Below are 25,985 nucleotides of genomic sequence, written 5' to 3'. Positions count from 1 at the left end.
GCCCGGCTGCTGCGTGTTCTGCGGCATTCTACCTGCTTGCTCTTGATTGGGGAGTCCCATGGATATTACCGAGCTGCTCGCCTTCAGCGCCAAGCAGGGCGCTTCGGACCTGCACCTCTCGGCCGGCCTGCCGCCGATGATCCGCGTCGACGGCGATGTTCGCCGCATCAACCTGCCGCCGCTCGAGCACAAGCAGGTTCACGCGCTGATCTACGACATCATGAACGACAAGCAGCGCAAGGATTACGAAGAGTTCCTGGAGACCGACTTCTCCTTCGAAGTGCCGGGCGTAGCCCGCTTCCGGGTCAACGCCTTTAACCAGAACCGTGGCGCCGGCGCCGTGTTCCGGACCATTCCCTCCAAGGTCCTGACCATGGAAGACCTGGGGATGGGCGAGGTATTCAAGCGCGTCTCCGACGTGCCGCGCGGCCTGGTGCTGGTCACCGGGCCGACCGGTTCGGGCAAGTCCACCTCGCTGGCAGCGATGCTCGACTACCTGAACAACACCAAGTACAGCCACATCCTCACCGTCGAAGACCCGATCGAATTCGTTCACGAATCGAAGAAGTGCCTGGTCAACCAGCGCGAGGTGCACCGCGATACCCTCGGCTTCAACGAGGCCCTGCGCTCGGCCCTGCGTGAAGACCCGGACATCATCCTGGTGGGTGAGATGCGTGACCTGGAGACTATCCGCCTGGCCCTGACCGCTGCGGAAACCGGCCACCTGGTATTCGGCACCCTGCACACCACCTCCGCGGCCAAGACCATCGACCGTATCGTCGACGTGTTCCCCGCCGAGGAAAAATCCATGGTCCGCTCCATGCTCTCCGAATCCCTGCAGGCAGTGATATCCCAGACCCTGCTGAAGAAGATCGGCGGCGGTCGGGTCGCGGCCCACGAGATCATGATCGGCACCCCGGCGATCCGTAACCTGATCCGCGAGGACAAGGTCGCGCAGATGTACTCCGCGATCCAGACTGGCGGCGCGATCGGCATGCAGACCCTCGACATGTGCCTCAAGGGCCTGGTCGCCAAGGGCCTGGTCACCCGCGACGCGGCGAAAGAAAAAGCCAAGATCCCGGAAAACTTCTAACCCCACCGGGCCCTTGCGGCCCGGCGCACGGAGCGCGCCACACGCACCCGCTTCGTGATCCGACAGCCCTGTCGTAGTCAGCGTGAACTCGGCGAGAAAGATCATGGAATTCGAGAAGCTGTTGCGCCTGATGGTGGAAAAGGGAGCCTCCGACCTGTTCATCACGGCGGGCGTGCCGCCTTCGATGAAGGTCAACGGCAAGGTGCTGCCGGTCACCAAGACCGCGCTGTCGCCGGAGCAGACCCGCGAAACCGTGCTCTCGGTGATGAACGAGCAGCAGCGCCGCGACTTTGCCGAGAACCACGAGTGCAACTTCGCCATCAGCGCCCGTGGCGTCGGTCGTTTCCGTGTCAGTGCCTTCTACCAGCGCAACCTGGTGGGCATGGTGCTGCGCCGCATCGAGACCAACATCCCGACCATCGATGACCTGAAGCTGCCGGAAATCCTCAAGAAGCTGGCGATGACCAAGCGCGGCCTGGTGATCTTCGTCGGCGCCACCGGTACCGGTAAGTCCACCTCGCTGGCGGCGATGATCGGCTACCGCAACAAGAACTCCACCGGCCACATCATCTCCATCGAAGACCCCATCGAGTACATCCACCAGCACCAGGGCTGCATCGTCACCCAGCGCGAGGTGGGCCTGGATACCGATACCTTCGAAGTCGCGCTGAAGAACACCCTGCGCCAGGCGCCGGACGTGATCATGATCGGCGAGGTGCGTTCGCGCGAGACCATGGACCACGCCGTGGCGTTCGCCGAAACCGGCCACCTGTGCCTGGCGACCCTGCACGCCAACAACGCCAACCAGGCGCTGGAGCGGATCATCCACTTCTTCCCGGCCGACCGTCATGGTCAGGTGTGGATGGATCTCTCGCTGAACCTCAAGGCCATCGTCGCCCAGCAACTGGTACCGACCCCGGACGGCAAGGGCCGCCGTGCGGTGATCGAAGTGCTGCTGAACACCCCGCTGGCCGCCGACCTGATCCGCAAGGGCGAGGTCCACGAGCTCAAGCCGCTGATGAAGCGCTCCACCGAGCAGGGCATGCAGACCTTCGACCAGGCGCTGTACCAGCTCTACACCCAGGGCGAGATCACCTACGAAGACGCGCTGGCCTACGCCGACTCGGCGAACGACCTGCGCCTGATGATCAAGCTCGGCTCGGAAACCGATGCCGACCACCTGACCACCATGACCCAGGGGCTGACCCTGGAAATGAGCGAAGACGATCCCAATCGCCGCTTCCGCTGACCTGAAGAGCCCGCCTAGTGCGGGCTTTTCGTTTATTCTGGCTGCCACGCAACGCAACGGGAGAAAGGCATGTCCGCCAACCCTGACACCCACAGCAAAGTCATCGGCTACCTGCTGTGGATCTTCGGCTTCACCGGCTCGCACCGTTTCTACTACGGCCGGCCGATCACCGGCACCATCTGGTTCTTCACCCTCGGCCTGTTCTTCATCGGCTGGATCATCGACCTGTTCCTCATCCCCTCCATGGATGATGCGGCGGACCAGCGCTACCGTGCTGGCGGTATCGACTACAACGTCGCCTGGATCCTGCTGACCTTCCTCGGCGTGTTCGGCGTGCATCGCATGTACATGGGCAAGTGGATCACCGGGATCATCTACCTGTTCACCGGCGGGCTGTTCCTGGTCGGCGTGCTGTATGACTTCTGGACGCTGAACAGTCAGATTTCCGAGCGCAACGGGCCGCAGCGGATCTGATCCTTCTTTTGTAGGAGCGAGCTTGCTCGCGAACCGCTTCAGGATCAGCGCTGCCGGGCAGCACGTTCGCGAGCAAGCTCGCTCCTACGAAAAACAACTCCGCCGTCTTTCGTCGCGCCGCCTGGCGCTAGCTGTGCCTCCCGCCTAAGGTCAGGAGGACAGTAGCAGGCGCCGCCGGGCGATCCCCGTGGCGCCCAGAAGGAGTGGCTGCCATGAGCAACGAATCCCGCCCCGCCGTACTCGACCTGATCGGCAATACCCCCATGGTCCGCGTCACACGCTTTGATACCGGACCTTGCACCCTGTTCCTCAAGCTCGAATCACAGAACCCCGGCGGCTCCATCAAGGACCGCATCGGCGTCGCCATGATCGAGGCTGCCGAGCGCGACGACCGGCTCAAGCCCGGCGGCGTCATCGTCGAAGCCACTGCCGGCAACACCGGTCTCGGCCTGGCGCTGGTGGGCCGCGCCAAGGGCTACCGGGTGGTGCTGGTGGTGCCGGACAAGATGTCCACCGAGAAGGTCCTGCACCTGCGCGCCATGGGCGCCGAAGTGCATATCACCCGCTCCGATGTCGGCAAGGGGCACCCCGAGTACTATCAGGACGTCGCCGCGCGGCTGGCAAAAGACCTGCCGAACGCCTTCTTCGCCGACCAGTTCAACAACCCCGCCAACCCGCTGGCCCACGAGACCGGCACCGGTCCGGAAATCTGGGCGCAGACCGGCCATGACCTCGATGCCGTGGTGGTCGGCGTCGGCTCCGCCGGCACCCTGACCGGCCTGACCCGGTTTTTCCAGAAGGTCCAGCCGGACCTCGAAATGGTCCTGGCCGACCCGGTGGGCTCGATCATGGCCGAGTACTCGCGCTCCGGCGCTATCGGCACGCCCGGTTCCTGGGCGGTGGAAGGCATAGGCGAAGACTTCGTGCCGTCGATCGCCGACCTCTCCAGCGTGCGCCACGCCTATTCCATCAGCGACGAGGAAAGCTTCAGCACTGCCCGCGAACTGCTGCGCAATGAAGGCATTGCCGCCGGTTCGTCCACCGGCACGCTGCTGGCCGCTGCGCTGCGTTTCTGCCATGAGCAGACCGAGCCCAAGCGTGTGGTCAGCCTGGTCTGCGACACCGGCACGCGCTATCTGTCGAAGATCTACAACGATCAGTGGATGACCGACCAGGGTCTGCTGCAGCGCAAGCGCTACGGCGACCTGCGCGACATCATCGCGCGGCGTTTCGAGGAAGGCCGCGTGGTCAGCGTCGGTCCCGGCGATACGCTGCTTACGGCCTTCCAGCGCATGCGTCTGGCGGACATCTCCCAGCTCCCCGTGCTCGACGGTCAGCGACTGGTCGGCGTCATCGACGAGTCCGACATCCTGCTGGGCGTACATGACGACCCGACGCATTTCCGCAGCGACGTCGCCGGCGCCATGAGCACTGCCCCGGAAACCCTGGCGCCCGGCGCCGGCCTCAAGGAACTCGAAGCCGTGCTCGCGCGCGGGCTGGTGGCGATCATCGCCGACACCTCGGGCTTCCACGGCCTGATCACACGATTCGACCTGCTCAACCATCTACGGAGGACCCTCGCATGAGCCAGCACGACGACCGCCTCGGTTTCGCCACCCGCGTGATCCACGCCGGGCAGGAGCCGGACCCGTCCACCGGGGCGATCATGCCGCCGATCTACGCCAACTCCACCTACCGCCAGGAAAGCCCCGGCGTGCACAAGGGCCTGGACTACGGACGCTCGCACAACCCCACGCGCTGGGCGCTGGAGCGCTGCGTCGCGGACCTGGAAGGCGGTAGCAAGGCGTTCGCCTTTGCCTCCGGGCTGGCGGCCATTTCGGCGGTGCTGGAGCTGCTCGACGCCGGCTCGCACATCGTCTCCGGCAACGACCTCTACGGCGGCACCTTCCGCCTGTTCGAACGGGTGCGTCGGCGCAGCGCCGGGCATGATTTCCACTTCGCCGACCTGGCCCAGCCCGGCGCCCTGGAAGCGGCGCTGACCGACAAGACGCGCATGGTCTGGGTGGAAACCCCGAGCAATCCGCTGCTGCGCCTGACCGACCTGGGCGCCATCGCCCGCACCTGCCGCGAGCGCGGCATCCTCTGCGTGGCCGACAACACCTTCGCCAGCCCCTACGTGCAGCGTCCGCTGGACCTGGGCTTCGACATCGTCGTGCACTCCACCACCAAGTACCTCAATGGCCACTCCGACGTGATCGGCGGCATTGCCATTGTCGGCGACAACCCCGACCTCGCCGAGCGCCTGGGCTTCCTGCAGAACTCGGTGGGCGCCATCGCCGGGCCGTTCGACGCTTTTCTCACCCTGCGCGGCGTGAAGACCCTGGCCCTGCGCATGGAGCGACACTGCGCCAATGCCCTCGACTTGGCGAAATGGCTGGAACAGCAGCCGCAGGTAAAACGCGTCTATTACCCTGGCTTGCCATCGCACCCGCAGCACGAACTGGCGCGCCGGCAGATGAAGGGCTTCGGCGGGATGATCTCGCTGGACCTGGACACCGATCTCGCCGGGTCGCGGCGCTTCCTGGAGAACGTCCAGCTGTTCGCCCTGGCGGAGAGCCTGGGCGGCGTGGAAAGCCTGATCGAGCACCCGGCGATCATGACCCACGCCAGCATCCCGCCGGAGAACCGCGCGGCGCTGGGGATCGGTGATTCGCTGATCCGGCTGTCGGTCGGTGTCGAAGACGTGGAAGACCTGCGCGCCGATCTGGCGAAGGCCTTGGCGATGATCTGACGCCCTGCGCCGAACCGCTTTTGGTAGGAGCGAGCTTGCTCGCGAACCGCCCAGCCTCAGTGCCCGGAATGTTCGCGAGCAAGCTCGCTCCTACAAGGGGCGAAACCGCGCACGCCTGCGCGAGCGCTCACGAAAAAGCCCGCCAATCGGCGGGCTTTTTCATGGAGCGATGAGGCGTTACACCGCGTGGACGATATGCCCGTCCACCAGGGTGCAGCGCACCACGCCCGGCAGGCAGTGGCCGAGGAACGGGCAGTTCTGCCCGCGGGAGTGCCAGGTTTCGCCCGCCAGGGTCTGGCCGTCGGCTTCGAACAGCACCACGTCGGCTGCCGCACCGATTGCCAGCTTGCCGGCCGGCAGGCGCAGGGCGGCGGCGGGGCCGCTGGAGAGGCGCGCGAGCAGGGTGGGCAGGTCGAGCAGGCCGTCCTGCACCAGGGTCATGGCCAGTGGCAGCAGCAATTCGACGCTGCTGATGCCCGGATCGGTGGCGGCGAACGGCGCGTTCTTCGCGTCCTGCTCATGGGGCTGGTGATGGCTGGCGATGGCCTGGATCACGCCGCTCTTCACCGCTTCGCGCAGGGCGTCGCGGTCCTTGCGCGAGCGCAGCGGCGGTTGCACGTGGTACAGGCTGGAGAAGTCCGCCAGCGCCTCGTCGGTGAGGATCAGCTGGTACAGCGCCACGTCGGCGGTGACCGGCAGGCCACGCGCCTGGGCCTGGGCGATCATCTCGACGCCGCGGGCGCTGGTCAGCTGGCTGAAGTGCGCACGCACGCCGGACTGTTCCACCAGCAGCAGGTTGCGCGCCAGGGCTACGGTCTCTGCGGTCTCCGGGATGCCGGCCAGACCGCGGAAGCTGGCGGTCGGGCCTTCGTGTGCGATGCCGCCTTCGGCCAGGTCGTTGTCCTGAGAGGTGAAGATCACGGTCAGGTCGAAGGTCGCCGCGTATTCCAGCGAGCGCAGCAGCACGCGGTTGCTCGCCATCGGCGCCAGGCCATTGGTGAAGGCCACGCAGCCGGCGTCGCGCAGGGCGACCAGCTCGGACAGCTGCTCCCCGGCCAGACCCCTGGTCAGCGCGCCGATGGGGAAGACCTTGGCGTTGCCGGCCTCGCGGGCGCGGTCGAGGATCAGCTCGGCGACCGCCGAGGTGTCCAGCACCGGCTTGGTCTGCGGCGGGAAGCACAGGCTGGTGACGCCGCCGGCAGCGGCGGCGCGGGTTTCGCTTTCGATATTGCCCTTGCGGCTGTAACCCGGCTCGCGCAGGGCAACGCTCAGGTCGACCAGGCCGGGCGCGGCGATCAGGCCGGCGGCATCGATTTCCTGGGCGGCGTGGAAGCCTTCGGGAGCGTCGCCGATGGCGACGATGCGGCCGGCTTCGATATGCAGGTCGCAAACCTTGTCCAGGCCGCTGGCCGGGTCGATCAGGTGGGCGCCACGAATACTGACGGTCATTGCGCGTCCTCCTGTTCCAGCTGGCGTTGGGCGTTCTGGCCGCTCATGGCCATGGACAGCACGGCCATGCGGATGGCGATGCCGTAGGTGACCTGGTTGAGGATCACCGACTGTTCACCGTCGGCCACGGCGGAGTCGATTTCCACGCCGCGGTTGATCGGGCCGGGGTGCATGACGATGGCATCGGGCTTGGCCAGCTGCAGGCGTTTCTGGGTCAGGCCGTAGAGCTTGAAGAACTCGCCCTCGCTGGGCAGCAGGCCGCCGGCCATGCGCTCGCGCTGCAGGCGCAACATGATCACCACGTCGACGTCCTTCAGGCCTTCGTCGGCGTTGGTGAAGACCTTCACCCCGTACTGCTCTTCCAGGCCCACCGGCAGCAGGGTGCGCGGGGCGATGACGCGGATGTCCGGGCAGCCCAGGGTTTTCAGCGCCAGCATGTCGGAGCGCGCCACCCGCGAGTGCAGGATGTCGCCGACGATGGCCACCGAGAGGTTCTCGAAGTTGCCCTTGTGACGGCGGATGGTGAGCATGTCGAGCATGCCCTGGGTCGGGTGGCCGTGGCGGCCGTCGCCGCCGTTGATCACGGCGACGTTGGGGCTGACGTGCTCGGCGATGAAGTGCGCGGCGCCCGAGTCGCTGTGGCGCACGACGAACATGTCGGCGGCCATGGCTTCGAGGTTGCGCAGGGTGTCGGTGAGCGTCTCGCCCTTGCTGGTCGAGGAGGTCGACACGTTCAGCGAGATGACGTCAGCGGACAGTCGCTGGGCGGCCAGTTCGAAGGTGGTGCGGGTGCGCGTGGAGTTCTCGAAGAACACGTTGCACACGGTTTTGCCGCGCAGCAGCGGGACTTTCTTCACCGCACGGGCGCCGACTTCGAGGAAGGAGTCGGCGGTATCGAGGATTTCAGTCAGCAGTTCGCGGGACAACCCGTCGAGCGAGAGGAAGTGGCGCAGCTGGCCCAGATCGTTGAGCTGCAGCGGGCGCTTGGCGTCGGTCGGCATGTGGCAGGCCCTGAATGTAGGTGGTGGATGTCCGGGCGCGCGGGGTTACAGCGCGGGGCTGAGAAGCGTGCGCTCGAGGACAAGTGGTGCGGGACCGCGCAATTTTACCCGCTCGTTGGGTGCCAATGACAGCGTTTCGCCGACGACATCCGGACGAATCGGCAGTTCGCGCTTGTTCAGGTCCACCAGGCTGACCAGGGTCACGCTGGCCGGGCGGCCGTAGTCGAACAGCTCGTTGAGCGCGGCGCGTATGGTGCGTCCGCTCATCAGCACGTCGTCCACCAGGACCAGGTGCTGGCCGTCGATCTCGAAGGGCAGTTCCGACGGACGGACCTGCGGGTGCAGGCCGCTACGGGTGAAGTCGTCGCGGTAGAAGGAGACGTCGAGGATGCCGAGAATCTCGTCGCTGCCCAGTTGCTTGAGCAATTCCTGGGCGACCCAGATGCCGCCGGTGTGGATGCCGACGAAGCGCGGCGAGTCGATCCCGCGCTGCGCCAGGTAGTTGCGCAGGTCGGTGGCCATGCGGGGGATGAGTTCGGCGGGGCTGGGCAGGGTCATGACATCTCCGGTTCGGTTGGCGAGGCCACCCGGCGCGGGCGGCCATCGGGGCGGACCGTTCCGGGAGGAGTGGTCCGGCAAGCTTAGCGGCTTTGGCTCCCCTGGCGCTGTCACAGGTCAAGGGGGCATTTTTTCAGATCAGACTGCAGGTCAGGTAGGGGCGTTCTCGGCCAGCCAGCCCTCCAGCAGCAGGGCGGCGGCCAGGGCGTCCACCGGGCGTTCGCGGTAGCCGCCCGTCTGGCCCTGGGCCAGGCGCTCGCCCTTGGCGGCGTAGGTGGTCAGGCGTTCGTCGTGAGTGTGCACCGGCAGGTTGTAGCGGCCGTGCAGGCGGCGGGCGAACTTCTCGGCGCGCTCGCTCATGTCGCTGGGGGTGCCGTCCATGTTCAGCGGCAGGCCGACGACGATGGCGTCGGGCTGCCATTCCTTGATCAGCGCTTCCACACGGTTCCAGTCCGGCACGCCGTTCTGTGCCTTGAGCACGCAGAGTTCGCGGGCCTGGCCGGTGATGGCCTGGCCGACGGCGACGCCGATCTGCTTGGTACCGTAGTCGAAGCCCAGGAGCAGGCGCAGGGGTTTGCTGTTGCTCATTCAGGCGTGCCCGGCCTGGGCGGTGAGCAGGCTGAGGTTGACCCCCAGGCGCTCGGCGGCTGCCGAGAGGCGCTGCTCGGCCGGCACCTCGAAGAGCACCGCCGGGTCTGCCGGGCAGGTCAGCCAGGCGTTGTCGGCCAGTTCGGCTTCCAGTTGACCGGCTTCCCAGCCTGCGTAGCCGAGGGTGATCAGGTGTTGCGCCGGACCGCTGCCGTCGGAGATGGCGAACAGCACGTCCTGGGAGGTGGACAGCGACAGCTCGCCCAATTCCAGGGTGGCCTGGTAGCTACGGCCGGCGGGGTGCAGAACGAAGCCGCGATCGGTCTGTACCGGCCCGCCGGTATAGATGGTCACGCCCTGGCAGCGCACCGGCGGCAGTTCGTCCGGACGCAGCTGCTCGAGCACGTCGGCGAGGCTCAGGCCGCTGGGGCGGTTGATGATGAGGCCCATGGCGCCCTGCTCGTTGTGTTCCACGAGGTAGGTGACAGTCTGGGCAAAGTTGGAGTCCGCCATGTGCGGCATGGCGATCAGGAAGTGGTGCTTGAGGTAGCTGGCGGCTGTGCTTTTCATGCCGGCTAGTTTCAGGCCTGGGGGCCAAAGGGACAAGACTTGAAAGCGCCAGCAGACATTACCGGCGCCCAGGCTCAGTTGCTGGACAGGCGGTCGCCGCGCTCGAAGCGCCAGGTGCGGATGATTTCCAGGCGGTCGATGTCGTTCAGGTCACCGGAGAAGGGCGCGAAGGGCGCGGCCAGGCGCACGATACGCTGGGCGGCCTGGTCCAGCGTGGGCTGGCCGGAGGATTCAAGCACCTGCACTTCATACAGGGAGCCGTCGCGGTTGATCGACACCAGCAGGCGCAGGCTGCCGTAGATGCGCTGGCGGCGGGCTTCGTCCGGGTAGTTGAGGTTGCCGATGCGCTCGATCTTCTTGCGCCATTCCTCTTTGTACCAGGCGCCCTTGTCACGCATGGTCGAGGCGGCGCTCAGGCGATGGATGCGCGGGCGCTTGGCGTAGGCCTGCTGTTCGCGGGCGAGGTCGGCTTCGAGGCTGGAGATTTCCGCCGAGAGCTGGCTGGAGTCGAACTGCGGCGCGGGCTTGGCAACGGTCTCGGCCTTGGGCGTCTGCTGCTTGGTCTGCACCTTGTCCGGGCGCGGGGTGCGGGTGGCGACGGCGGCCTTGGGCGCTTCCGGGCTCTTGGCCTGGCGCGGGGTGGCCGGCGGGGCGACTTTCTTGACTTCGGTGTCCTGGAAGGGCGCCTGCTCGGTGGTCTTGGGGATTGCCTTGTGTTCCAGGGTGCCGCTGCCCTGCTGGTTCATCTGGGCAAGGTAGTCGGCTTTCTCCGGCGCCTTGTCGCTCTTGAAGCTGGCCAGGGTGATTTCCAGCGTCTTGCTCAACTGGCTGGGGCTGGGCATGGTGAAGCCCACCCCCAGCAGCACGGCCACGTGCAGGATGGCCGCAACGAACAGGGTGAAACCCAGACGGTCCGCCGGACGTACGCCGGAGGACACGGGGAAGTCTTGGTGGGTTGCAGCGTTCATTGCGGGTCGCATGGGCCAGGGTGGGGCGGAAGTCTGCCGACGAGGCTTATAAAAGTCTATGACGCACTGCGCGCCTTGAGCTTTTCGTCGATGACTGCCATCAGTCTCTCACCGATGCGCGTGTCGTAGGCCGCATCGATCTCGCGGATGCAGGTCGGGCTGGTGACGTTGATCTCGGTGAGGTTCTCGCCGATCACGTCCAGGCCGACGAACAGCAGGCCGCGCTTGCGCAGTTCCGGACCGACTTGCGCGGCGATCCAGCGGTCGCGCTCGGTCAGCGGCTGGGCCACGCCACGGCCGCCGGCGGCGAGGTTGCCGCGGGTTTCGCCCTGGGCAGGAATGCGCGCCAGGCAGTATTCCACCGGCTCGCCGTCGATCATCAGGATGCGTTTGTCGCCGTCCTTGATGGCCGGCAGGTAGCGCTGCGCCATGACCTGCTCCTGGCCGTGACGGGTCAGGGTCTCGAGGATCACCGAGAGGTTCGGGTCGCCTTCGCGGTGACGGAAGATCATCGATCCGCCCATGCCATCCAGGGGTTTGAGAATGATGTCACGATGCTGTGATGCAAACTCGCGCAGAATGTCGGACCGACGGCTCACCACCGTTGGCGGCGCACACTGAGGGAACAGGGTGGCGAAGTACTTCTCGTTGCAGTCACGCAGGCTTTGCGGCTTGTTGACCACAAGCGTGCCGGCGGTTTCAGCCTGTTCCAGCAGATAGGTGGAGTAGACGAACTCGTTGTCGAAGGGCGGGTCCTTGCGCATCAGGATCACGTCCAGGTCCGACAACGGCTGGTCGACTTCCTCTTCCAGTTCGAACCAGTGGGCTGGATCGTAGAACACCTTGAGCGGACGCATGCGGCCGCGGGCGACGTTCTCCTTCTGGTAAAGGTCCTGCTGCTCCATATAGAAAAGCTGCCAGCCACGGGCCTGGGCAGCCAGCAGCATGGCCAGGGAGCTGTCCTTCTTGAAACTGATCTGCGCGATGGGGTCCATCACGATCCCGAGGCGTACGCTCATGGGATGTCCTCCTGGGGGGAATTCGTCGGCTTGGGGCTGCGACTCTGGGCCGCGCCGCAAAGGCTGAAAATGGACGCTCAGGGTGGCGCTGGATGTGCGCTCGGTCAAGGAAAAAGCCTGCGCGTTCGGGGTCTTATGGCCTGAATTTGCTGGGCGTGGTAAAGATTCTGACGATTGTGGTAAAAGGTTCCCACGATTGGGTCGCAGCCCGACGGTGGCAGGGCGCTAGCGCACTGATATAAAAAGCGGAAAAAACGACTCACCGAGATGGTAAGGGCGAACATGGAACAGCATTCCGACGGTTTGAAAGTAATGGTGATCGACGATTCCAAGACGATTCGTCGCACGGCTGAAACCCTGCTGAAGAAAGTCGGCTGCGATGTCATCACAGCCATCGACGGCTTCGACGCGCTGGCCAAGATCGCCGATACCCATCCGAGCATCATCTTCGTCGACATCATGATGCCGCGCCTGGATGGCTATCAGACCTGCGCCCTGATCAAGAACAATAGTGCCTTCAAATCCACGCCGGTGATCATGCTGTCCTCCAAGGACGGTCTGTTCGACAAGGCCAAGGGTCGCATCGTCGGTTCCGATCAGTACCTCACCAAGCCCTTCAGCAAGGAAGAACTGCTCGGCGCGATCAAGACCCATGTGCCCGACTTCACCCCGGTGGAGCACGCTTCCTGAAGTCCGGCGCAAGCGCCGGTGACGCCTATTCCGTATGGGGACCACAATGGCTCGAATTCTGATTGTTGATGACTCGCCGACCGAGATGTACAAGCTGACCGCGATGCTGGAAAAGCACTCGCACCAGGTACTCAAGGCCGAAAACGGCGCCGATGGCGTGGCCCTGGCTCGCCAGGAAAAGCCGGACGTCGTCCTGATGGACATCGTCATGCCCGGCCTGAACGGCTTCCAGGCGACCCGTCAGCTGTCCAAGGACCCGGAAACCAGCGCGATTCCGGTGATCATCGTCACCACCAAGGATCAGGAGACCGACAAGGTCTGGGGCAAGCGCCAGGGCGCTCGCGACTACCTGACCAAGCCGGTGGACGAAGAGACACTGCTCAAGACCATCAATTCGGTGCTGGCCGGCTGATACAGCCGTACCTGCACGACCAGAACATAATTATTAGAGAAGGCCAGGGCCGGCATGGCGGAAGTCCAGAGTCCTTTCGAGGTTCTCGTCCAGATCGATCAGCGCTGTCGGCAGCTGGCCGCGGGTCTGCCCGCCCAGCGCGAGGTGGTGCAGAGCTGGAACGGTATCGGCTTTCGTATGGCTGGGCGCCTGTTCGTGGCGCCCATGGGGGAAGTCGGCGAGGTTCTTCACGAGCCGCGCTACACACTGCTGCCCGGAGTCCGTGACTGGGTGAAGGGGGTCGCCAACGTGCGCGGCCGCCTGCTGCCGATCATGGACCTGTGCGGTTTCCTCGGCGCCGAGCTTTCGCCTCTGCGCAAGCAACGGCGCGTGCTCGTCGTGGAACACCAGGAAGTCTTCGCCGGCCTCATCGTCGATGAGGTATTCGGCATGCAGCACTTCCCGGTGGACACCTTCTCCGAGCAGCTGCCGCCGCTGGAAGCGGTCCTGCAACCCTTTATCCATGGCGTCTTCCACCGGGAGCAACCCTGGCTCGTGTTCAGCCCGCATGCGCTGGCTCAGCACCCGGGGTTCCTGGATGTCGCCAGCTAGAGTTTGACCGGTTGGGCCGGCATTGCCGGCCCTTGTTGTGACATGGAATTCGTAATCGTGGTGGGTCCAGGCGGGGGCCGAATATGAAAAATATAAAGGCAGGCAGTCTTTTTTCGGGTGCGCGCAGCAGCTCGCTGATCCTCGGACTCTTCGTGGTCCTGATCGTGGCGTTCGTGCTGTTGTTCGCCAACTTCGCTTACCTGAACAAGCAGGCGGACCACGACAAGCAGTACATCGGCCACGCCGGCGAACTGCGCGTGCTGTCCCAGCGTATCGCCAAGAACGCCACGGAAGCCGCGGCGGGCAAGGCGGAGGCGTTCAAGTTGCTCAAAGAAGCGCGCAACGACTTCGAAAAACGCTGGAACATCCTGACCAAGGGTGACGAGAGCACCGGCCTGCCGCCGAGCCCGGATTCGGTACAACCGCAGATGGCGGAAGTACAGAAGGACTGGGACACCCTGCGCAAGAACGCCGACTCCATCCTCTCCAGCGAACAGACCGTACTGTCCCTGCACCAGGTGGCCGCGACCCTCGCCGAGACCATCCCGCAGCTGCAGGTGGAGTACGAAGAGGTCGTCGACATCCTGCTGGAAAACGGCGCCCCGGCCGACCAGGTTGCGGTAGCTCAGCGCCAGTCGCTGCTCGCCGAACGTATCCTCGGCTCGGTGAACAAGGTGCTCGCCGGTGACGAGAACTCCGTGCAGGCCGCCGACAGCTTCGGTCGTGACGCCAGCCTCTTCGGTCGCGTACTCAAGGGTATGAAGGAAGGCAACGCGGCGATGAGCATCTCCAAGGTGACCAACGCCGAAGCGGTGGACCGTCTCAACGAGATTGCCGAGCTCTTCGAATTCGTTTCCGGCTCGGTGGACGAGATCCTCGAGACCTCCCCGGAACTGTTCCAGGTCCGTGAAGCCGCCAACACCATCTTCGGCGGTTCGCAGACCCTGCTGGACAAGGCGTCCAACCTCGCCAACGGCTTCGAGAACCTAGCCGAAGGCCGCGTGTTCAACCAGGTCGCCAGCGCCGCACTGGGTATCATCGCCCTGGGCGCGATCATCCTCATCGGTCTGGTGATGGTGCGTGAAGCCAAGCGCAGCCTGGCCGAGACCAACGAGAAGAACGAACGTAACCAGGCGGCGATTCTGCGACTGCTCGACGAAATCGCCGACCTTGCCGACGGTGACCTGACGGTAGCCGCGACCGTGACCGAGGACTTCACCGGTGCGATCGCGGATTCCATCAACTACTCCATCGACCAGCTCCGCGAGCTGGTGGAAACCATCAACCTGACAGCCGTGCAGGTGGCCGCCGCCGCCCAGGAAACCCAGGCCACCGCCATGCACCTGGCCGAGGCTTCCGAGCACCAGGCCCAGGAAATCGCCGGCGCCTCCGCCGCGATCAACGAAATGGCCGTGTCCATTGACCAGGTATCGGCGAACGCCTCCGAGTCCTCGGCGGTAGCGGAACGTTCCGTAGCCATCGCCAACAAGGGCAACGAAGTGGTGCACAACACCATCACCGGCATGGACAACATCCGTGAGCAGATCCAGGACACCTCGAAGCGGATCAAACGCCTCGGTGAATCGTCCCAGGAGATCGGTGACATCGTAAGCCTCATCAACGACATTGCCGACCAGACCAACATCCTCGCACTGAACGCCGCGATCCAGGCTTCCATGGCGGGCGACGCGGGCCGCGGCTTCGCCGTGGTAGCGGACGAAGTACAGCGCCTGGCGGAACGTTCCTCCGCTGCGACCAAGCAGATCGAGGCGCTGGTGAAGACCATTCAGACCGACACCAACGAAGCGGTGATCTCGATGGAACAGACCACCTCCGAGGTGGTACGCGGTGCTCGCCTGGCGCAGGACGCCGGTGTGTCCCTGGAAGAGATCGAGAAGGTATCCAAGACCCTGGCAGCGTTGATCCAGAACATCTCCAACGCCGCCCGTCAGCAGGCCTCCTCCGCCGGCCACATTTCCAACACCATGAACGTGATCCAGGAGATCACCTCGCAGACTTCCGCCGGTACCACCGCTACTGCACGCAGCATTGGTAACCTGGCCAAGATGGCCGGCGAGATGCGTCACTCTGTATCCGGCTTCAAACTGCCGGACACCGCCGAACAGGCCTGAGCAGAGGAGGTGCGCTGCTCTTCACCGGGTAGCGCATGACAGTCTTGAGCGAGGGGCGCGACATGCAGGCAAGTGGCGTCTGGTCGTTGCAGCCGTTGGCCGACATGTCGGCCGCGGACTTCCGCGACTGGCAGGCACTGTTGGAAGACCGGACCGGTGTCGTCGTCAACGAACAACGCCGCGCCTTCCTGCAGACCAGCCTGGGCGCGCGGATGCGCGAACTGGGCATCGCCGACTACGGCACCTACTACCGACAGGTCACCGATGGCCCGCGCGGCGCCGTCGAGTGGTCGAACCTGCTGGACCGCCTCACCGTTCAGGAAACCCGTTTCTTTCGTCACAAGGCATCGTTCGATGTGCTGGAGAGCTACCTGCGCCAGCGCCTCGCCGAAGTCGGTCCGAGCCGGCCGTTGGCCTTGTGGAGCGTCGGCTGTTCCAGCGGCGAGGAGCCTTACTCCCTCGCCATGGTGGCCGCCAAGGTACTGGAAGACGCAGGTCTTGCGCCGCTGTACGGCGTGACCGGCACCGACATCAGCCTCAATGCCCTGAACCGGGCGCGCGAGGCGAGCTATGCGGCACGCAAGCTTGCGGATATCGACCCGGAACTGGCCACGCGCTACTTCAGCGCGCAGGATGACGGACGATACCGTGTGATACCCGATCTCGCCGAGCGCGTCTGTTGCGCTCGGCTGAATGTGCTGGAACTGGCCAAGGCGCCAATGTCCGGCATGGACGTGATTTTTTGCCAGAACCTGCTGATCTATTTCCGCCGCTGGCGGCGGCGGGAAATCCTCAATCGCCTGGCCGAGCGCCTGGCGCCTGGGGGACTGCTGGTGATCGGAGTGGGTGAGGTCGCCGATTGGCACCACCCGCTGCTCGAACCGGTCGCCGATGAGCGCGTTCTGGCTTTTACCCGGAAGGGATGACACAGACACATGAGTGGAGTGGCTATGGGTGATCGGCACGATTATGTCGCCCTGGAATGGGTAAAAGGCGAGATTGCCGAAACGCTCAAGCAGGCGCGGCAAGCCCTCGAATCCTACGTCGAGAATCCCCAGGACCCGACGCGGATGGGCTTTTGCCTGGCCTATATCCACCAGGTGCGCGGCACTCTGCAGATGGTGGAGTTCTACGGCGCGGCCCTGCTCGCCGAAGAAATGGAGTACCTGACCCAGGCACTGATCGACGGCAAGACTTCCAGCCAGAGCGAAGCGCTGGAAGTACTGATGCAGGCCATCCTGCAGCTGCCGGCGTATCTCGAGCGCATCCAGAGCGCCCGCCGCGACCTGCCGATGGTCGTGCTGCCGCTGCTCAACGACCTGCGCACCGCTCGCGGCGAGAAGCTGCTGTCGGAAACCAGCCTGTTCTCCCCCGACCTGTCCCAGTCCTCACCGGTCCTGCCGGTGGATGCCCTGGCGCGCCTGCGCACCGCCGAACTGCCGGCGCTGCTGCGCAAGCTGCGGCAGATGCTGCAGGTTGCCCTGGTCGGCGTCATCCGCAACCAGGACCTGCCGACCAACCTGGGCTACCTGGCGCGCGTCTTCGCCCGCCTCGAATCCCTGTGCAAGGACGCCCCGCTGGGTCGCCTGTGGGTGATCGCCTCGGCGATGATCGAAGGCCTGGCCAACGGCAGCATCGCCAATGGCACCTCGGTGCGTAACCTGCTGCGCCAGGTCGACCGCGAGTTCAAGCGCCTGGTCGACCAGGGCGCCGACGCCATGAACCAGCCGGCGCCGGACGAACTGATCAAGAACCTGCTGTTCTATGTGGCCAAGGCCTCCGACCAGTCGCCGCGCGTGCGTGCGGTGAAGGACGAGTACCGCCTTGACGACGCCCTGCCGGGCGCCGCGCTGGTGGACGAAGAGCGCGCCCGCCTTGCCGGCCCGGACCGTGACGCCATGCGCTCGGTCGTCGGTGCGCTGTGCGAGGAACTGGTGCGGGTCAAGGACAGCCTCGACCTTTTCGTGCGCAGCGACCGCAGCGGCGTGAACGAGCTGGGCAGCCTGCTGGCGCCGCTCAAGCAGATCGCAGATACCCTCGCCGTGCTGGGGTTTGGCCAGCCGCGCAAGGTCATCCTCGACCAGATCGACGTGGTCAGCGCGCTCGCCCATGGCCAGCGCCAGCCCAACGACGCCACCCTGATGGACGTCGCTGGCGCGCTGCTGTATGTCGAGGCGACTCTGGCCGGCATGGTCGGTCCGAGCGAAGAGCCGGGCAGCGAAGAGAATGTTCTGCCGACCACTGATGTCGAGCAGATCCACCAGGTGGTGATCAAGGAAGCGCGCAACGGCCTGGAACTGGCCAAGGACGCGATCATCGAGTTCATCGCCTCGCAGTGGAACCACGAGCACCTGGCCCGCGTGCCGGAGCTGCTGACGCAGGTACGCGGCGGACTGGCAATGATCTCCCAGGAACGTGCGGCGAAACTGCTGGAAAACTGCAACCGCTACATCCAGGAACAACTGCTGGTGCGCCAGGCCGTGCCGGACTGGCACAGCCTGGACACCCTGGCCGACGCCATCACCAGCGTCGAGTACTACCTCGAGCGCCTGTCCGAAGACCACAACACCCAGGGCGACATGATCCTCGACGTGGCCGAGGAGAGCCTGGACAGCCTGGGCTACTCGCTCAAGCCGCGCCCGTCGATTCTCGATGCCGAGCCGGAAGCTCACGCACCGGCACCGCTGCCTGCACCTTTGGATAATCCGCTGGACGAGATCGACGTGCTCGCCGCACAGCCGCTGGCCGAGCCGAGCGAGGCGGTGCCGGTGGAAGACGTACCGGAACTGGTCGCACCGGTGGAAATCGCCGACAGCTTCGAGCCGATGAGCTTCGAAGCGGCTCCGTTCGAAGAGCCTGCTCCGCTTGCCCCGACAGAGGCGTTGGCCGAAAGCGCGGAGAGCTTCACCTTCGAGCCCCTCGAGCCGATTGTCGAACCCGCGGCCACGGCAGAGCCCGAGCTGCTGGCCGACATCGACCTGTCCGCCGAGCCCGCCGCCGAGTTGGAAGGTCAGCCCGCTGGCGAAGCCGAGTCGAGCTTCACCTTCGAACCCCTGGAGCTGGACACCGACCTGCACGCCGCCGAGCCCGTCGCAGAATCGCACGCCTGGCCCCAGGACGAGGTCGAACCCTTGGCCGCCGTGCCGCTCTCGGCCGAATTGCCAGAGCCGAACGCCACCCTGGAGCCGGAAAGCCTCAGCTGGGATATCGAGCTGGAGCCGGCTGCACCGATTTCAGACACCACCCTGGCCGACGAAGGCTGGTCGCTGGACGACAGCCACAAGGCCGACAGCATCGCGTTCAGCCTCGAAACGCTGGAAGAGACTCCCGCGCAACCGCTGGCCGGTGAACTGAGCTGGAGCCTGGACGACGCCGCTCCGCTCGCCGAGACGCCGCGTTTCGACGAAGCGGCCCGGCTTGAGCCCGCCGCTGCCGAGCAGACCTGGGAATCCCTGGATCTGTCCGCCACCCCGAGCGAGGCCCCGGCAAGCCCGGAACTGCTCGAAGACTTCGCCAGCCTGCCGTCGCTGGAGGCCACACCGGCCCCGGTGGACGAACTGACCTGGGACATGGAGTCGCTCACCCCGGCCGGCGAGAAGCCTGCCGAGGAGGACTGGTTCAGCATCGACCTGAGCCAGCCGGCTGCCGAATCGCCCGCGCCTGCCCTGGAACTGGACGAAAGCTTCGCCAGCCTGGAAGCACTGGAACCCACGCCCCTGGAATCCCTGGACGACCTGAGCTTCGGTGCCCAGCCGGCCAGCGATGCGCCGTCCACAGCCGAAGCCTCGCTGGTCAGCGATGACAACTGGACGCTGGGCGAATTGAGCGAACCGACCGCGCTGGACGCCGGCGTCGACCTCAGTCTCGACGCGCCGCTGGAGCTGGAAGCGCTGGAGCCGCTGGTCGAGCCGCAGACGCCCGCTGTCCAGGCCGAGGCCTGGAGCGACGAGAACATCGCCGACCTGGACCTGCCGGAAGTCGAGCTGCCCAGTCCGCCGGTAGAGCCCGAGCCGGTTGCCGAGGCGCCGGCCAAGCCGCTGTCCCTGGCCGAAGTCATGGCCGCTCCGGTATCGGCGATCAACCCGCCGGCCCAGGACGTGCCGCCCAGCCTGCTGCCGCCGCCCGCCGACGAAGAACCGATCGACGAAGAGCTGCGCGAAGTCTTCATCGAAGAAGCCGGCGAAGTGCTGGAAACCATCGGCGAGCACTTGCCGACCTGGCTGGCCAACACCGACGACCGCGACTCGCTGACCGAGATTCGCCGCGCCTTCCACACCCTCAAGGGCAGTGGCCGTATGGTCCGCGCGCTGGTGATCGGCGAACTGGCCTGGTCCATCGAAAACCTCCTCAACCGCGTGCTCGACCGCAGCATTGCCGCCTCGCCTGCCGTGCTGCAGGTGGTTCAGGACGTGGTTGCGCTGATGCCCGAACTGGTCGAGGAGTACGCCGCCAGCGCCCAGCGCCAGCGCGACGACGTCGACCGCCTGGCCGCTACCGCACACGCGCTGGCCAAAGGTCAGCCGGTGCCGCCGCCCGGTGGCGGGCTGCCGGAGTCGGCACCGCAGGTCGAGGACATCACTCCCGAGCTGGCGGATGTCGAGGAAATCGCTGCGCAGGCTGCCAACGAAGGCCTCGACGAGAGCCTCGACCCGCAGTTGCTGGAGATCTTCCGCAACGAAGCCGAAGCCCACCTGGAAACCCTGGTCGGCTTCCTCGCCGACTGCGCGCAGCAGCTGCCGCAGCCGGTGACCGACGACCTGCAGCGCGCCCTGCACACGCTCAAGGGCAGCGCACACATGGCCGGCATCCTGCCGATCGCCGAAATCGCCACGCCGCTGGAGCGGCTGGTGAAGGAATTCAAGACCAACCTGCTGCAGGTCGACCTGCGCGAAGCCGAGCTGCTGCACGCCGCCGAAGGCCTGTTCCGCGTCGGTCTCGACCAGCTCGTCGAAGGCCGCCCGTTGGCGCCCATCGAGGGTAGCCCGGAACTGCTGGCGCGCATCGCGCAGATACACCAGGAGCGCCTGGAAGCCGCCGAAGCCAAGCGTCGCGGTGAAAGAGGCGAGGGCAGCGGCAACGACCCGCACCTGATCGGCATGTTCCTCGCCGAGGGCATGGACATCCTGCTCGACGCCGAGGACCTGCTGCGCCGCTGGCGCGAGCACCCGCAGGAGCGCCAGGAGCTGGGCGCCCTCTACGACGAACTGGAAACCCTCAGCCGCGGCGCGCAGATGGCCGAGCTGCCGCAGATGGCGGAACTCGCGGACGCGCTGCTGGCGGTCTATGGCGCCGTGCGCCAGGGCCACCTGGAAACCGGCGATGCCTTCTTCTCCGCTGCCGAGGCCGCCCACGAGGCGCTGATCGGCATGATGGACCAGGTGGCTGCCGCCCTGCAGGTCAGCGCCCGCCCGGAACAGGTCGAAGCGCTGCATCGTTTGCTTGATGCGCCGGTAGCCGTTGCTGCGGATGAAGCGCAGGACGCGGAAATCGAGTTCGTCGACCTGGAAAGCCTGACTGCCGACGACTTCCCGGCCGAAGACGAGGAGTTCCTCCTCGACAGTCGCCCGGTGGACGATGACAACCTGCCCGACGGCCTCAGCTGGTCGCCGCGCAATGACAGCGACGGTGCTCCCCGCGGCGCCGCCGACGATGACGACGATGACGTCATCACCGCCGAAACCCCGCACGCCCACTCCGCCCCGCAACAGCCGCCGCGAGCGCTGGACGAGGAGATGGTGGCGATCTTCCTCGAAGAGGCAGTCGACATCCTCGACAACGCCGGCCAGGCGCTGGACCAGTGGCTGGCCTCGCCCGAAGGCCTCGCCGCGCTCTCGACCCTGCAACGCGACCTGCACACCCTCAAGGGCGGCGCGCGCATGGCGGAAATCCGCGAAATCGGCGACCTGTCCCATGAGCTCGAATCGCTCTACGAAGGCTTGCTGGACCATCGTTTCCAGCACAGCCAGCCGCTGGGCGACTTGCTGCGCACCTGCCATGACCGCCTGGCGACCCAGCTCGACCAGTTGCAGGCCGGCCAGGTACTGACCGACCCGGCGGACCTGGTACAGACCATTCGCACCTTCCGCCAGAACCCCGCTGCCGGTCTGAACGTACCGCAAGCCCTGGCCGCGCAGCCGCAACAGGATGCCGTGGCGGAGCAGGACGAGGCTATCGAGCTGCCATCGATCGTCGAGGATGACATCGAGCTGGAGCTGCCCTCCGAGGCGGCACCGCAGGGCGAAATCGCGCAAGAGATCCAACTGGCCGAACCTGAGGCTGTCGATTTCGCCAGCGTCGATCTTGAAGGTATCGACGTTGAAGCCGTCGACCTGGGAGGCATTGACCTCGACGGCGTCGATCATGCAGCCAGCGATACCGCAAGCCTGGAAGATGTAGCGGCCGATGCGGACTCCGCGCCCGAAGAAGTCGACCTGCAGGCCTTCCTCGAGGAGGCCGAAGCGGAGATCGCCGAACTGCCGCAGGTTGAACCGGAATCTGTCGAACCGGCCGCTTCCGCCGCCGCGCCTGCCCCTGAAGCAATGGGCGTGCAGGACAGCGAGTACGAGCTGGACGAAGACCGCGACCAGGAACTGGTGGAAATCTTCCTCGAAGAAGGTTTCGACATCCTCGAAAGCTCCTCCGGCGCTCTGCACCGCTGGATGGAAAACCCTGATAACAGCGTCGAGCTGGAAGCGCTGCAACGCGACCTGCACACCCTCAAGGGCGGCGCGCGGATGGCCGAGATTCGCCCCATCGGCGACCTGGCTCACGAACTGGAATTCCTCTACGAAGGCCTCTGCGGCGGGCGCCTGCGCGCCAGCCCGACGCTCTTCGAATTGCTGCAGCGTTGCCACGACCGTCTCGCGGAGATGCTCGAAGCCGTCCAACAGCATCGCCGGGTGCCGGGAGGTGAATCGCTGATCGATGCGATCCACCGATTTCGTGCCAACCCCGAAGAACAGCTGAGCATCCCCAGCAGCGTCAGCCTGCACGCGATCAGCTCCTCCCATGCCGCGTCCGAGGGCCCGGAAGCCGACATCCTGGATATCTTCCTGGAAGAGGCCGACGACCTGCTCGAAGGCATGGAGCAGGCCCTGGGCCGCTGGGACGCCGAGCGCGAGAACGGCGCACTGGACGAACTGCTGCGCATCCTCCACACCCTCAAGGGCGGTGCGCGCCTGGCCGGCCAGTCCAGCCTCGGCGACCTGGCCCACGACCTGGAGCAGCACCTGGGCGAAGCCCAGCAGCAGGGCGCACCCTGGCCGGAAAGCCTGCTGATGGACGTGCAGTCCGGCTTCGAAGGCCTGCAGGCCGAGGTCGACCAGCTGCGCCTGCACCTGGGCGAAGTCGAGAGTACCGAAAGCCAGCAGGAAGACGTTGCCGAGGAGTTGATTACCGAACAGCCGGCCCCGGTGAACCTGCCGGCGTTGCCGGAAGCCATCATGGCCGCCGCCGTGCCGCAGCGCATCGATGCCCCGGTGGTGCTGCCCTTCGTCCGCCGTGCCCAGGAAGCCGCCCAGGAGGCCGCCGCGCGCCGTGCGCCGCAGGAGCTGGTGAAGGTGCCCGCGCAACTGCTCGAGGGCCTGGTCAACCTTGCCGGTGAGACCTCGATCTTCCGGGGTCGCGTCGAGCAGCAGGTGAGCGACGTTGGTTCGACCCTGGGCGAGATGGACGCCACCATCGAGCGGGTGCGCGACCAGCTGCGCCGCCTGGATACCGAAACCCAGGCGCAGATTCTCTCGCGCCACCAGGCCGACGCCGAACGTGCCGGCTACGAAGACTTCGACCCGCTGGAAATGGACCGCTACTCGCAGCTGCAGCAGCTCTCCCGCGCGCTGTTCGAGTCCGCTTCCGACTTGTTCGACCTCAAGGAAACCCTCGCCGCCAAGAACCGCGACGCCGAGACCCTGCTGCTGCAACAGGCGCGGGTCAACACCGAGCTGCAGGAAGGCCTGATGCGTACCCGCATGGTGCCCTTCGATCGCCTGGTACCGCGCCTGCGCCGGATCGTCCGCCAGGTGGCGAGTGAGCTGGGCAAGCAGGTCGAGTTCGTGGTGAGCAACGCCGAAGGCGAGATGGACCGCACCGTGCTCGAACGCATCGTCGCGCCGCTGGAGCACATGCTGCGCAACGCGGTCGACCACGGCATCGAGTCCGGCGAAGCGCGCCGCATCGCCGGCAAGCCGGAACAGGGCACCATCCGCCTGACGCTGGGCCGCGAGGGTGGCGACATCCTCCTGACCCTGGCCGACGATGGCGCCGGCATCCGCCTGGAAGCCGTGCGCCGCAAGGCTATCGAACGCGGTCTGATGACCGACGACAGCGAGCTGAACGACCACGAGGTGCTGCAGTTCATCCTCGAGGCCGGCTTCAGCACCGCCGAGAAGGTCACGCAGATTTCCGGCCGTGGCGTGGGCATGGACGTAGTGAACTCCGAGGTAAAACAGCTCGGCGGTTCCATGAGCATCCACTCCAGCGTCGGCGAAGGCACGAAGTTCGATATCCGCCTGCCGTTCACCGTGTCGGTGAACCGCGCGCTGATGGTGCTCTCAGGCGAGGACCTGTACGCCCTGCCGCTGAACACCATCGAAGGTATCGTGCGGGTCTCCCCGTACGAGCTGGAAGCCCTCTACGAACAGGCGGCCGCCGACGAGACCGGCGCCGCGCCGAGCTTCGAGTACGCCGGCCAGAGCTATGAACTGAAGTACCTGGGCGACCTGCTCAACAACGGCCAGCATCCCAAGCTGGTTGGCCAGTCGCTGCCGTTGCCGGTGATTCTGGTGCGCTCGGCGGACCACGCCGTGGCAGTGCAGGTGGACGCCCTGGCCGGCTCGCGTGAGATCGTGGTGAAGAGCCTCGGCGCGCAGTTCGCCGGCGTCAGCGGCATCTCCGGCGCGACCATTCTCGGTGACGGCCGCGTGGTGGTGATTCTCGACCTGCTGGCGACCATCCGCGTGCTCCACGCCCAGCTCATCCAGCACGCGCCGCGCCGCCAGCTGGCGGGCCCGAGCGTGGCGGAAATCGAGCACCAGCGCCCGACCCTGGTCATGGTGGTGGACGACTCGGTCACCGTGCGCAAGGTCACCAGCCGTCTGCTGGAGCGCAACGGCATGAACGTGCTCACCGCCAAGGACGGGGTGGACGCCATCGCCCAGCTGCAGGAACACAAGCCCGACATCATGCTGCTGGACATCGAGATGCCGCGCATGGACGGCTTCGAAGTGGCCACCCTGGTGCGCCACGATGAACAGCTGAAGGACCTGCCGATCATCATGATTACCTCCCGTACCGGCGAGAAGCACCGCGACCGTGCCCTGGCCATCGGCGTCAACCAGTACCTGGGCAAGCCGTACCAGGAATCCGAGCTGCTGGAGAACATCCACAAGCTGGTGAAGGCCCATGTCTGAGCAGAGCACGCCACGGATCGCGGTGATCGCCGACACCTCGCTGCAGCGCCACGTGCTGGCCCAGGCCCTCGCGGGCCATGGCTACCAGGTGGTGCTCAACGCTGATCCGGCGCGCCTTGAGAGCGACCAGTTGGACGCTTGCGAGACCGACCTGTGGCTGGTCGACCTGGCGCAGCAGGAAGACTCACCGCTGGTGGACAACCTGCTGGAACAGTCACGGGTGCCCGTGCTGTTCGGCGAAGGCCACGCGCCGGAGCGGCATTCCGAACATTATCCGCGTTGGGAGCGGCGGCTGGTGTCCAAGCTGCGCAAGCTGGTGGGCGACCCCAGCGCCGGCGTCGGCCGCAGCCTGGCTGCGCTGCTCGACGAAGCCCAGCGCCCGACCCGCGTGGCGCTGCCCGATGACCTCGCGGCATCCCCGCTCAAAGCCGGTGAACCGGCGGCACAGGTCTGGCTGCTGGCCGCCTCGCTGGGTGGCCCTGCCGCGGTGAAGACCTTCCTCGATGCGTTGCCCGGTGGGCTGCCGGTAGGCTTCCTGTATGCCCAGCACATCGATCCTTCCTTCGAGGCGAACCTGCCGCAAGCGGTCGGTCGCCACAGCCAGTGGCACGTCAACACCGTGCGCGACGGCGATCCGGTGCGTTGCGGCGAAGTCGTGGTCGTGCCGATCGCTCGCGAGCTGGGTTTCGACGCCTCGGCGCGCATGCGCGTGGAAGATCGCAGCTGGCCGGAACCCTACAGCCCGTCCATCGACCAGATGATGCTCAACCTCGCCCAGCAGTACGGCGATCGTTGCGGTGTGATCGTATTCAGCGGCATGTGCAGTGACGGCAGTGCCGCGGCGGCCTATGTGCGTCGCCAGGGCGCGCCGATCTGGACCCAGCGCGCCGACAGCTGCGCCTGCTCCAGCATGCCCGACAGCCTCCGCGAAGGCGGTTACAGCACCCTCTCCGGCGACCCGCGCGAACTCGCGGCGGCGCTGGTCAATCACCTTGCCGAACAATGCGTCGGCGTAGTCACCCAGTGAGATAA

The 25,985-nt window shown here is 65.9% G+C and carries 19 protein-coding genes; 12 read left to right on the top strand and 7 right to left on the bottom strand.

Going from position 1 to position 25,985, the window contains the following annotated elements; all coding sequences use genetic code 11:
- The first annotated feature begins 58 nt into the window (after positions 1-58).
- The 5 genes from pilT to ACNFH5_RS00945 all read left to right on the top strand — a co-directional run bounded on the left by pilT (position 59) and on the right by ACNFH5_RS00945 (position 5,568).
- Complete coding sequence (gene pilT, locus ACNFH5_RS00965) at positions 59-1,093, top strand: type IV pilus twitching motility protein PilT (RefSeq protein ID WP_017520118.1); 1,035 nt, start codon at positions 59-61, stop codon at positions 1,091-1,093.
- Between the two features lie 103 nt (positions 1,094-1,196).
- Positions 1,197-2,342 carry a type IV pilus ATPase PilU gene (gene pilU, locus ACNFH5_RS00960; RefSeq protein WP_081519592.1) on the top strand — a complete coding sequence of 382 codons (1,146 nt, stop codon included), beginning with the start codon at positions 1,197-1,199 and terminating at the stop codon, positions 2,340-2,342.
- A gap of 69 nt (positions 2,343-2,411) precedes the next feature.
- Positions 2,412-2,816 (top strand): NINE protein, encoded by a 405-nt coding sequence (locus ACNFH5_RS00955; protein ID WP_024766756.1) that lies wholly within the window; start codon positions 2,412-2,414, stop codon positions 2,814-2,816.
- A gap of 212 nt (positions 2,817-3,028) precedes the next feature.
- Positions 3,029-4,402 (top strand): pyridoxal-phosphate dependent enzyme, encoded by a 1,374-nt coding sequence (locus tag ACNFH5_RS00950; RefSeq protein ID WP_416743557.1) that lies wholly within the window; start codon positions 3,029-3,031, stop codon positions 4,400-4,402.
- Positions 4,399-5,568 (top strand): trans-sulfuration enzyme family protein, encoded by a 1,170-nt coding sequence (locus ACNFH5_RS00945; protein ID WP_416743556.1) that lies wholly within the window; start codon positions 4,399-4,401, stop codon positions 5,566-5,568. The genes ACNFH5_RS00950 and ACNFH5_RS00945 overlap by 4 nt, the downstream gene beginning before the upstream one ends.
- Positions 5,569-5,745: 177 nt before the next feature.
- On the opposite strand, the gene ACNFH5_RS00940 is transcribed toward ACNFH5_RS00945, so the two are convergent.
- From ACNFH5_RS00940 to gshB, 7 genes are all read right to left on the bottom strand, one after another.
- A complete protein-coding gene (locus tag ACNFH5_RS00940) occupies positions 5,746-7,017 on the bottom strand; it encodes a dihydroorotase (protein WP_416743554.1) in 1,272 nt (423 codons plus the stop codon).
- Positions 7,014-8,018 carry an aspartate carbamoyltransferase catalytic subunit gene (locus ACNFH5_RS00935; protein WP_416743553.1) on the bottom strand — a complete coding sequence of 335 codons (1,005 nt, stop codon included), beginning with the start codon at positions 8,016-8,018 and terminating at the stop codon, positions 7,014-7,016. The genes ACNFH5_RS00940 and ACNFH5_RS00935 overlap by 4 nt, the downstream gene beginning before the upstream one ends.
- 45 nt (positions 8,019-8,063) lie before the next feature.
- Complete coding sequence (gene pyrR / locus ACNFH5_RS00930) at positions 8,064-8,576, bottom strand: bifunctional pyr operon transcriptional regulator/uracil phosphoribosyltransferase PyrR (protein WP_416743552.1); 513 nt, start codon at positions 8,574-8,576, stop codon at positions 8,064-8,066.
- 150 nt (positions 8,577-8,726) lie between these two features.
- Positions 8,727-9,164, bottom strand: coding sequence for a Holliday junction resolvase RuvX (gene ruvX, locus ACNFH5_RS00925; RefSeq protein ID WP_416743551.1), 438 nt, complete (start codon positions 9,162-9,164; stop codon positions 8,727-8,729).
- Complete coding sequence (locus ACNFH5_RS00920) at positions 9,165-9,734, bottom strand: YqgE/AlgH family protein (RefSeq protein ID WP_416743550.1); 570 nt, start codon at positions 9,732-9,734, stop codon at positions 9,165-9,167. It abuts the gene before it with no gap.
- Between the two features lie 74 nt (positions 9,735-9,808).
- The gene (locus tag ACNFH5_RS00915; protein ID WP_416743548.1) at positions 9,809-10,702 is read right to left on the bottom strand and encodes a TonB family protein; all 894 of its coding nucleotides are present in this window, start codon (positions 10,700-10,702) and stop codon (positions 9,809-9,811) included.
- Positions 10,703-10,758: 56 nt separating this feature from the next.
- Positions 10,759-11,721, bottom strand: a complete 963-nt coding sequence (gene gshB, locus ACNFH5_RS00910; RefSeq protein WP_236172733.1) for a glutathione synthase — start codon at positions 11,719-11,721, stop codon at positions 10,759-10,761.
- Between the two features lie 282 nt (positions 11,722-12,003).
- On the opposite strand from gshB, the gene pilG reads away from it, so the two are divergent.
- The 7 genes from pilG to ACNFH5_RS00875 all read left to right on the top strand — a co-directional run bounded on the left by pilG (position 12,004) and on the right by ACNFH5_RS00875 (position 25,980).
- On the top strand, positions 12,004-12,411 hold the full coding sequence (pilG, locus tag ACNFH5_RS00905) for a twitching motility response regulator PilG (protein WP_015475142.1): 408 nt from the start codon (positions 12,004-12,006) through the stop codon (positions 12,409-12,411).
- A gap of 46 nt (positions 12,412-12,457) precedes the next feature.
- Positions 12,458-12,823: a twitching motility response regulator PilH gene (pilH, locus tag ACNFH5_RS00900; RefSeq protein ID WP_024766237.1), complete on the top strand. Its 366-nt coding sequence runs from the start codon at positions 12,458-12,460 to the stop codon at positions 12,821-12,823.
- Between the two features lie 54 nt (positions 12,824-12,877).
- A complete protein-coding gene (locus ACNFH5_RS00895) occupies positions 12,878-13,414 on the top strand; it encodes a chemotaxis protein CheW (protein ID WP_017520132.1) in 537 nt (178 codons plus the stop codon).
- An 83-nt stretch (positions 13,415-13,497) separates the two neighbouring features.
- Complete coding sequence (locus ACNFH5_RS00890) at positions 13,498-15,546, top strand: methyl-accepting chemotaxis protein (protein ID WP_416743546.1); 2,049 nt, start codon at positions 13,498-13,500, stop codon at positions 15,544-15,546.
- A gap of 62 nt (positions 15,547-15,608) precedes the next feature.
- Complete coding sequence (locus tag ACNFH5_RS00885; protein WP_416744367.1) at positions 15,609-16,472, top strand: protein-glutamate O-methyltransferase; 864 nt, start codon at positions 15,609-15,611, stop codon at positions 16,470-16,472.
- 24 nt (positions 16,473-16,496) lie between these two features.
- On the top strand, positions 16,497-24,953 hold the full coding sequence (locus tag ACNFH5_RS00880) for an Hpt domain-containing protein (RefSeq protein WP_416743545.1): 8,457 nt from the start codon (positions 16,497-16,499) through the stop codon (positions 24,951-24,953).
- The gene (locus ACNFH5_RS00875) at positions 24,946-25,980 is read left to right on the top strand and encodes a chemotaxis protein CheB (RefSeq protein ID WP_416743544.1); all 1,035 of its coding nucleotides are present in this window, start codon (positions 24,946-24,948) and stop codon (positions 25,978-25,980) included. The genes ACNFH5_RS00880 and ACNFH5_RS00875 overlap by 8 nt, the downstream gene beginning before the upstream one ends.
- Positions 25,981-25,985 lie beyond the last annotated feature (5 nt).

The organism is Pseudomonas sp. NY15435, from assembly GCF_048068295.1.
In the GTDB taxonomy this organism is placed as follows: domain Bacteria; phylum Pseudomonadota; class Gammaproteobacteria; order Pseudomonadales; family Pseudomonadaceae; genus Pseudomonas.
This window is presented reverse-complemented; position numbering and strand designations above follow the sequence as displayed.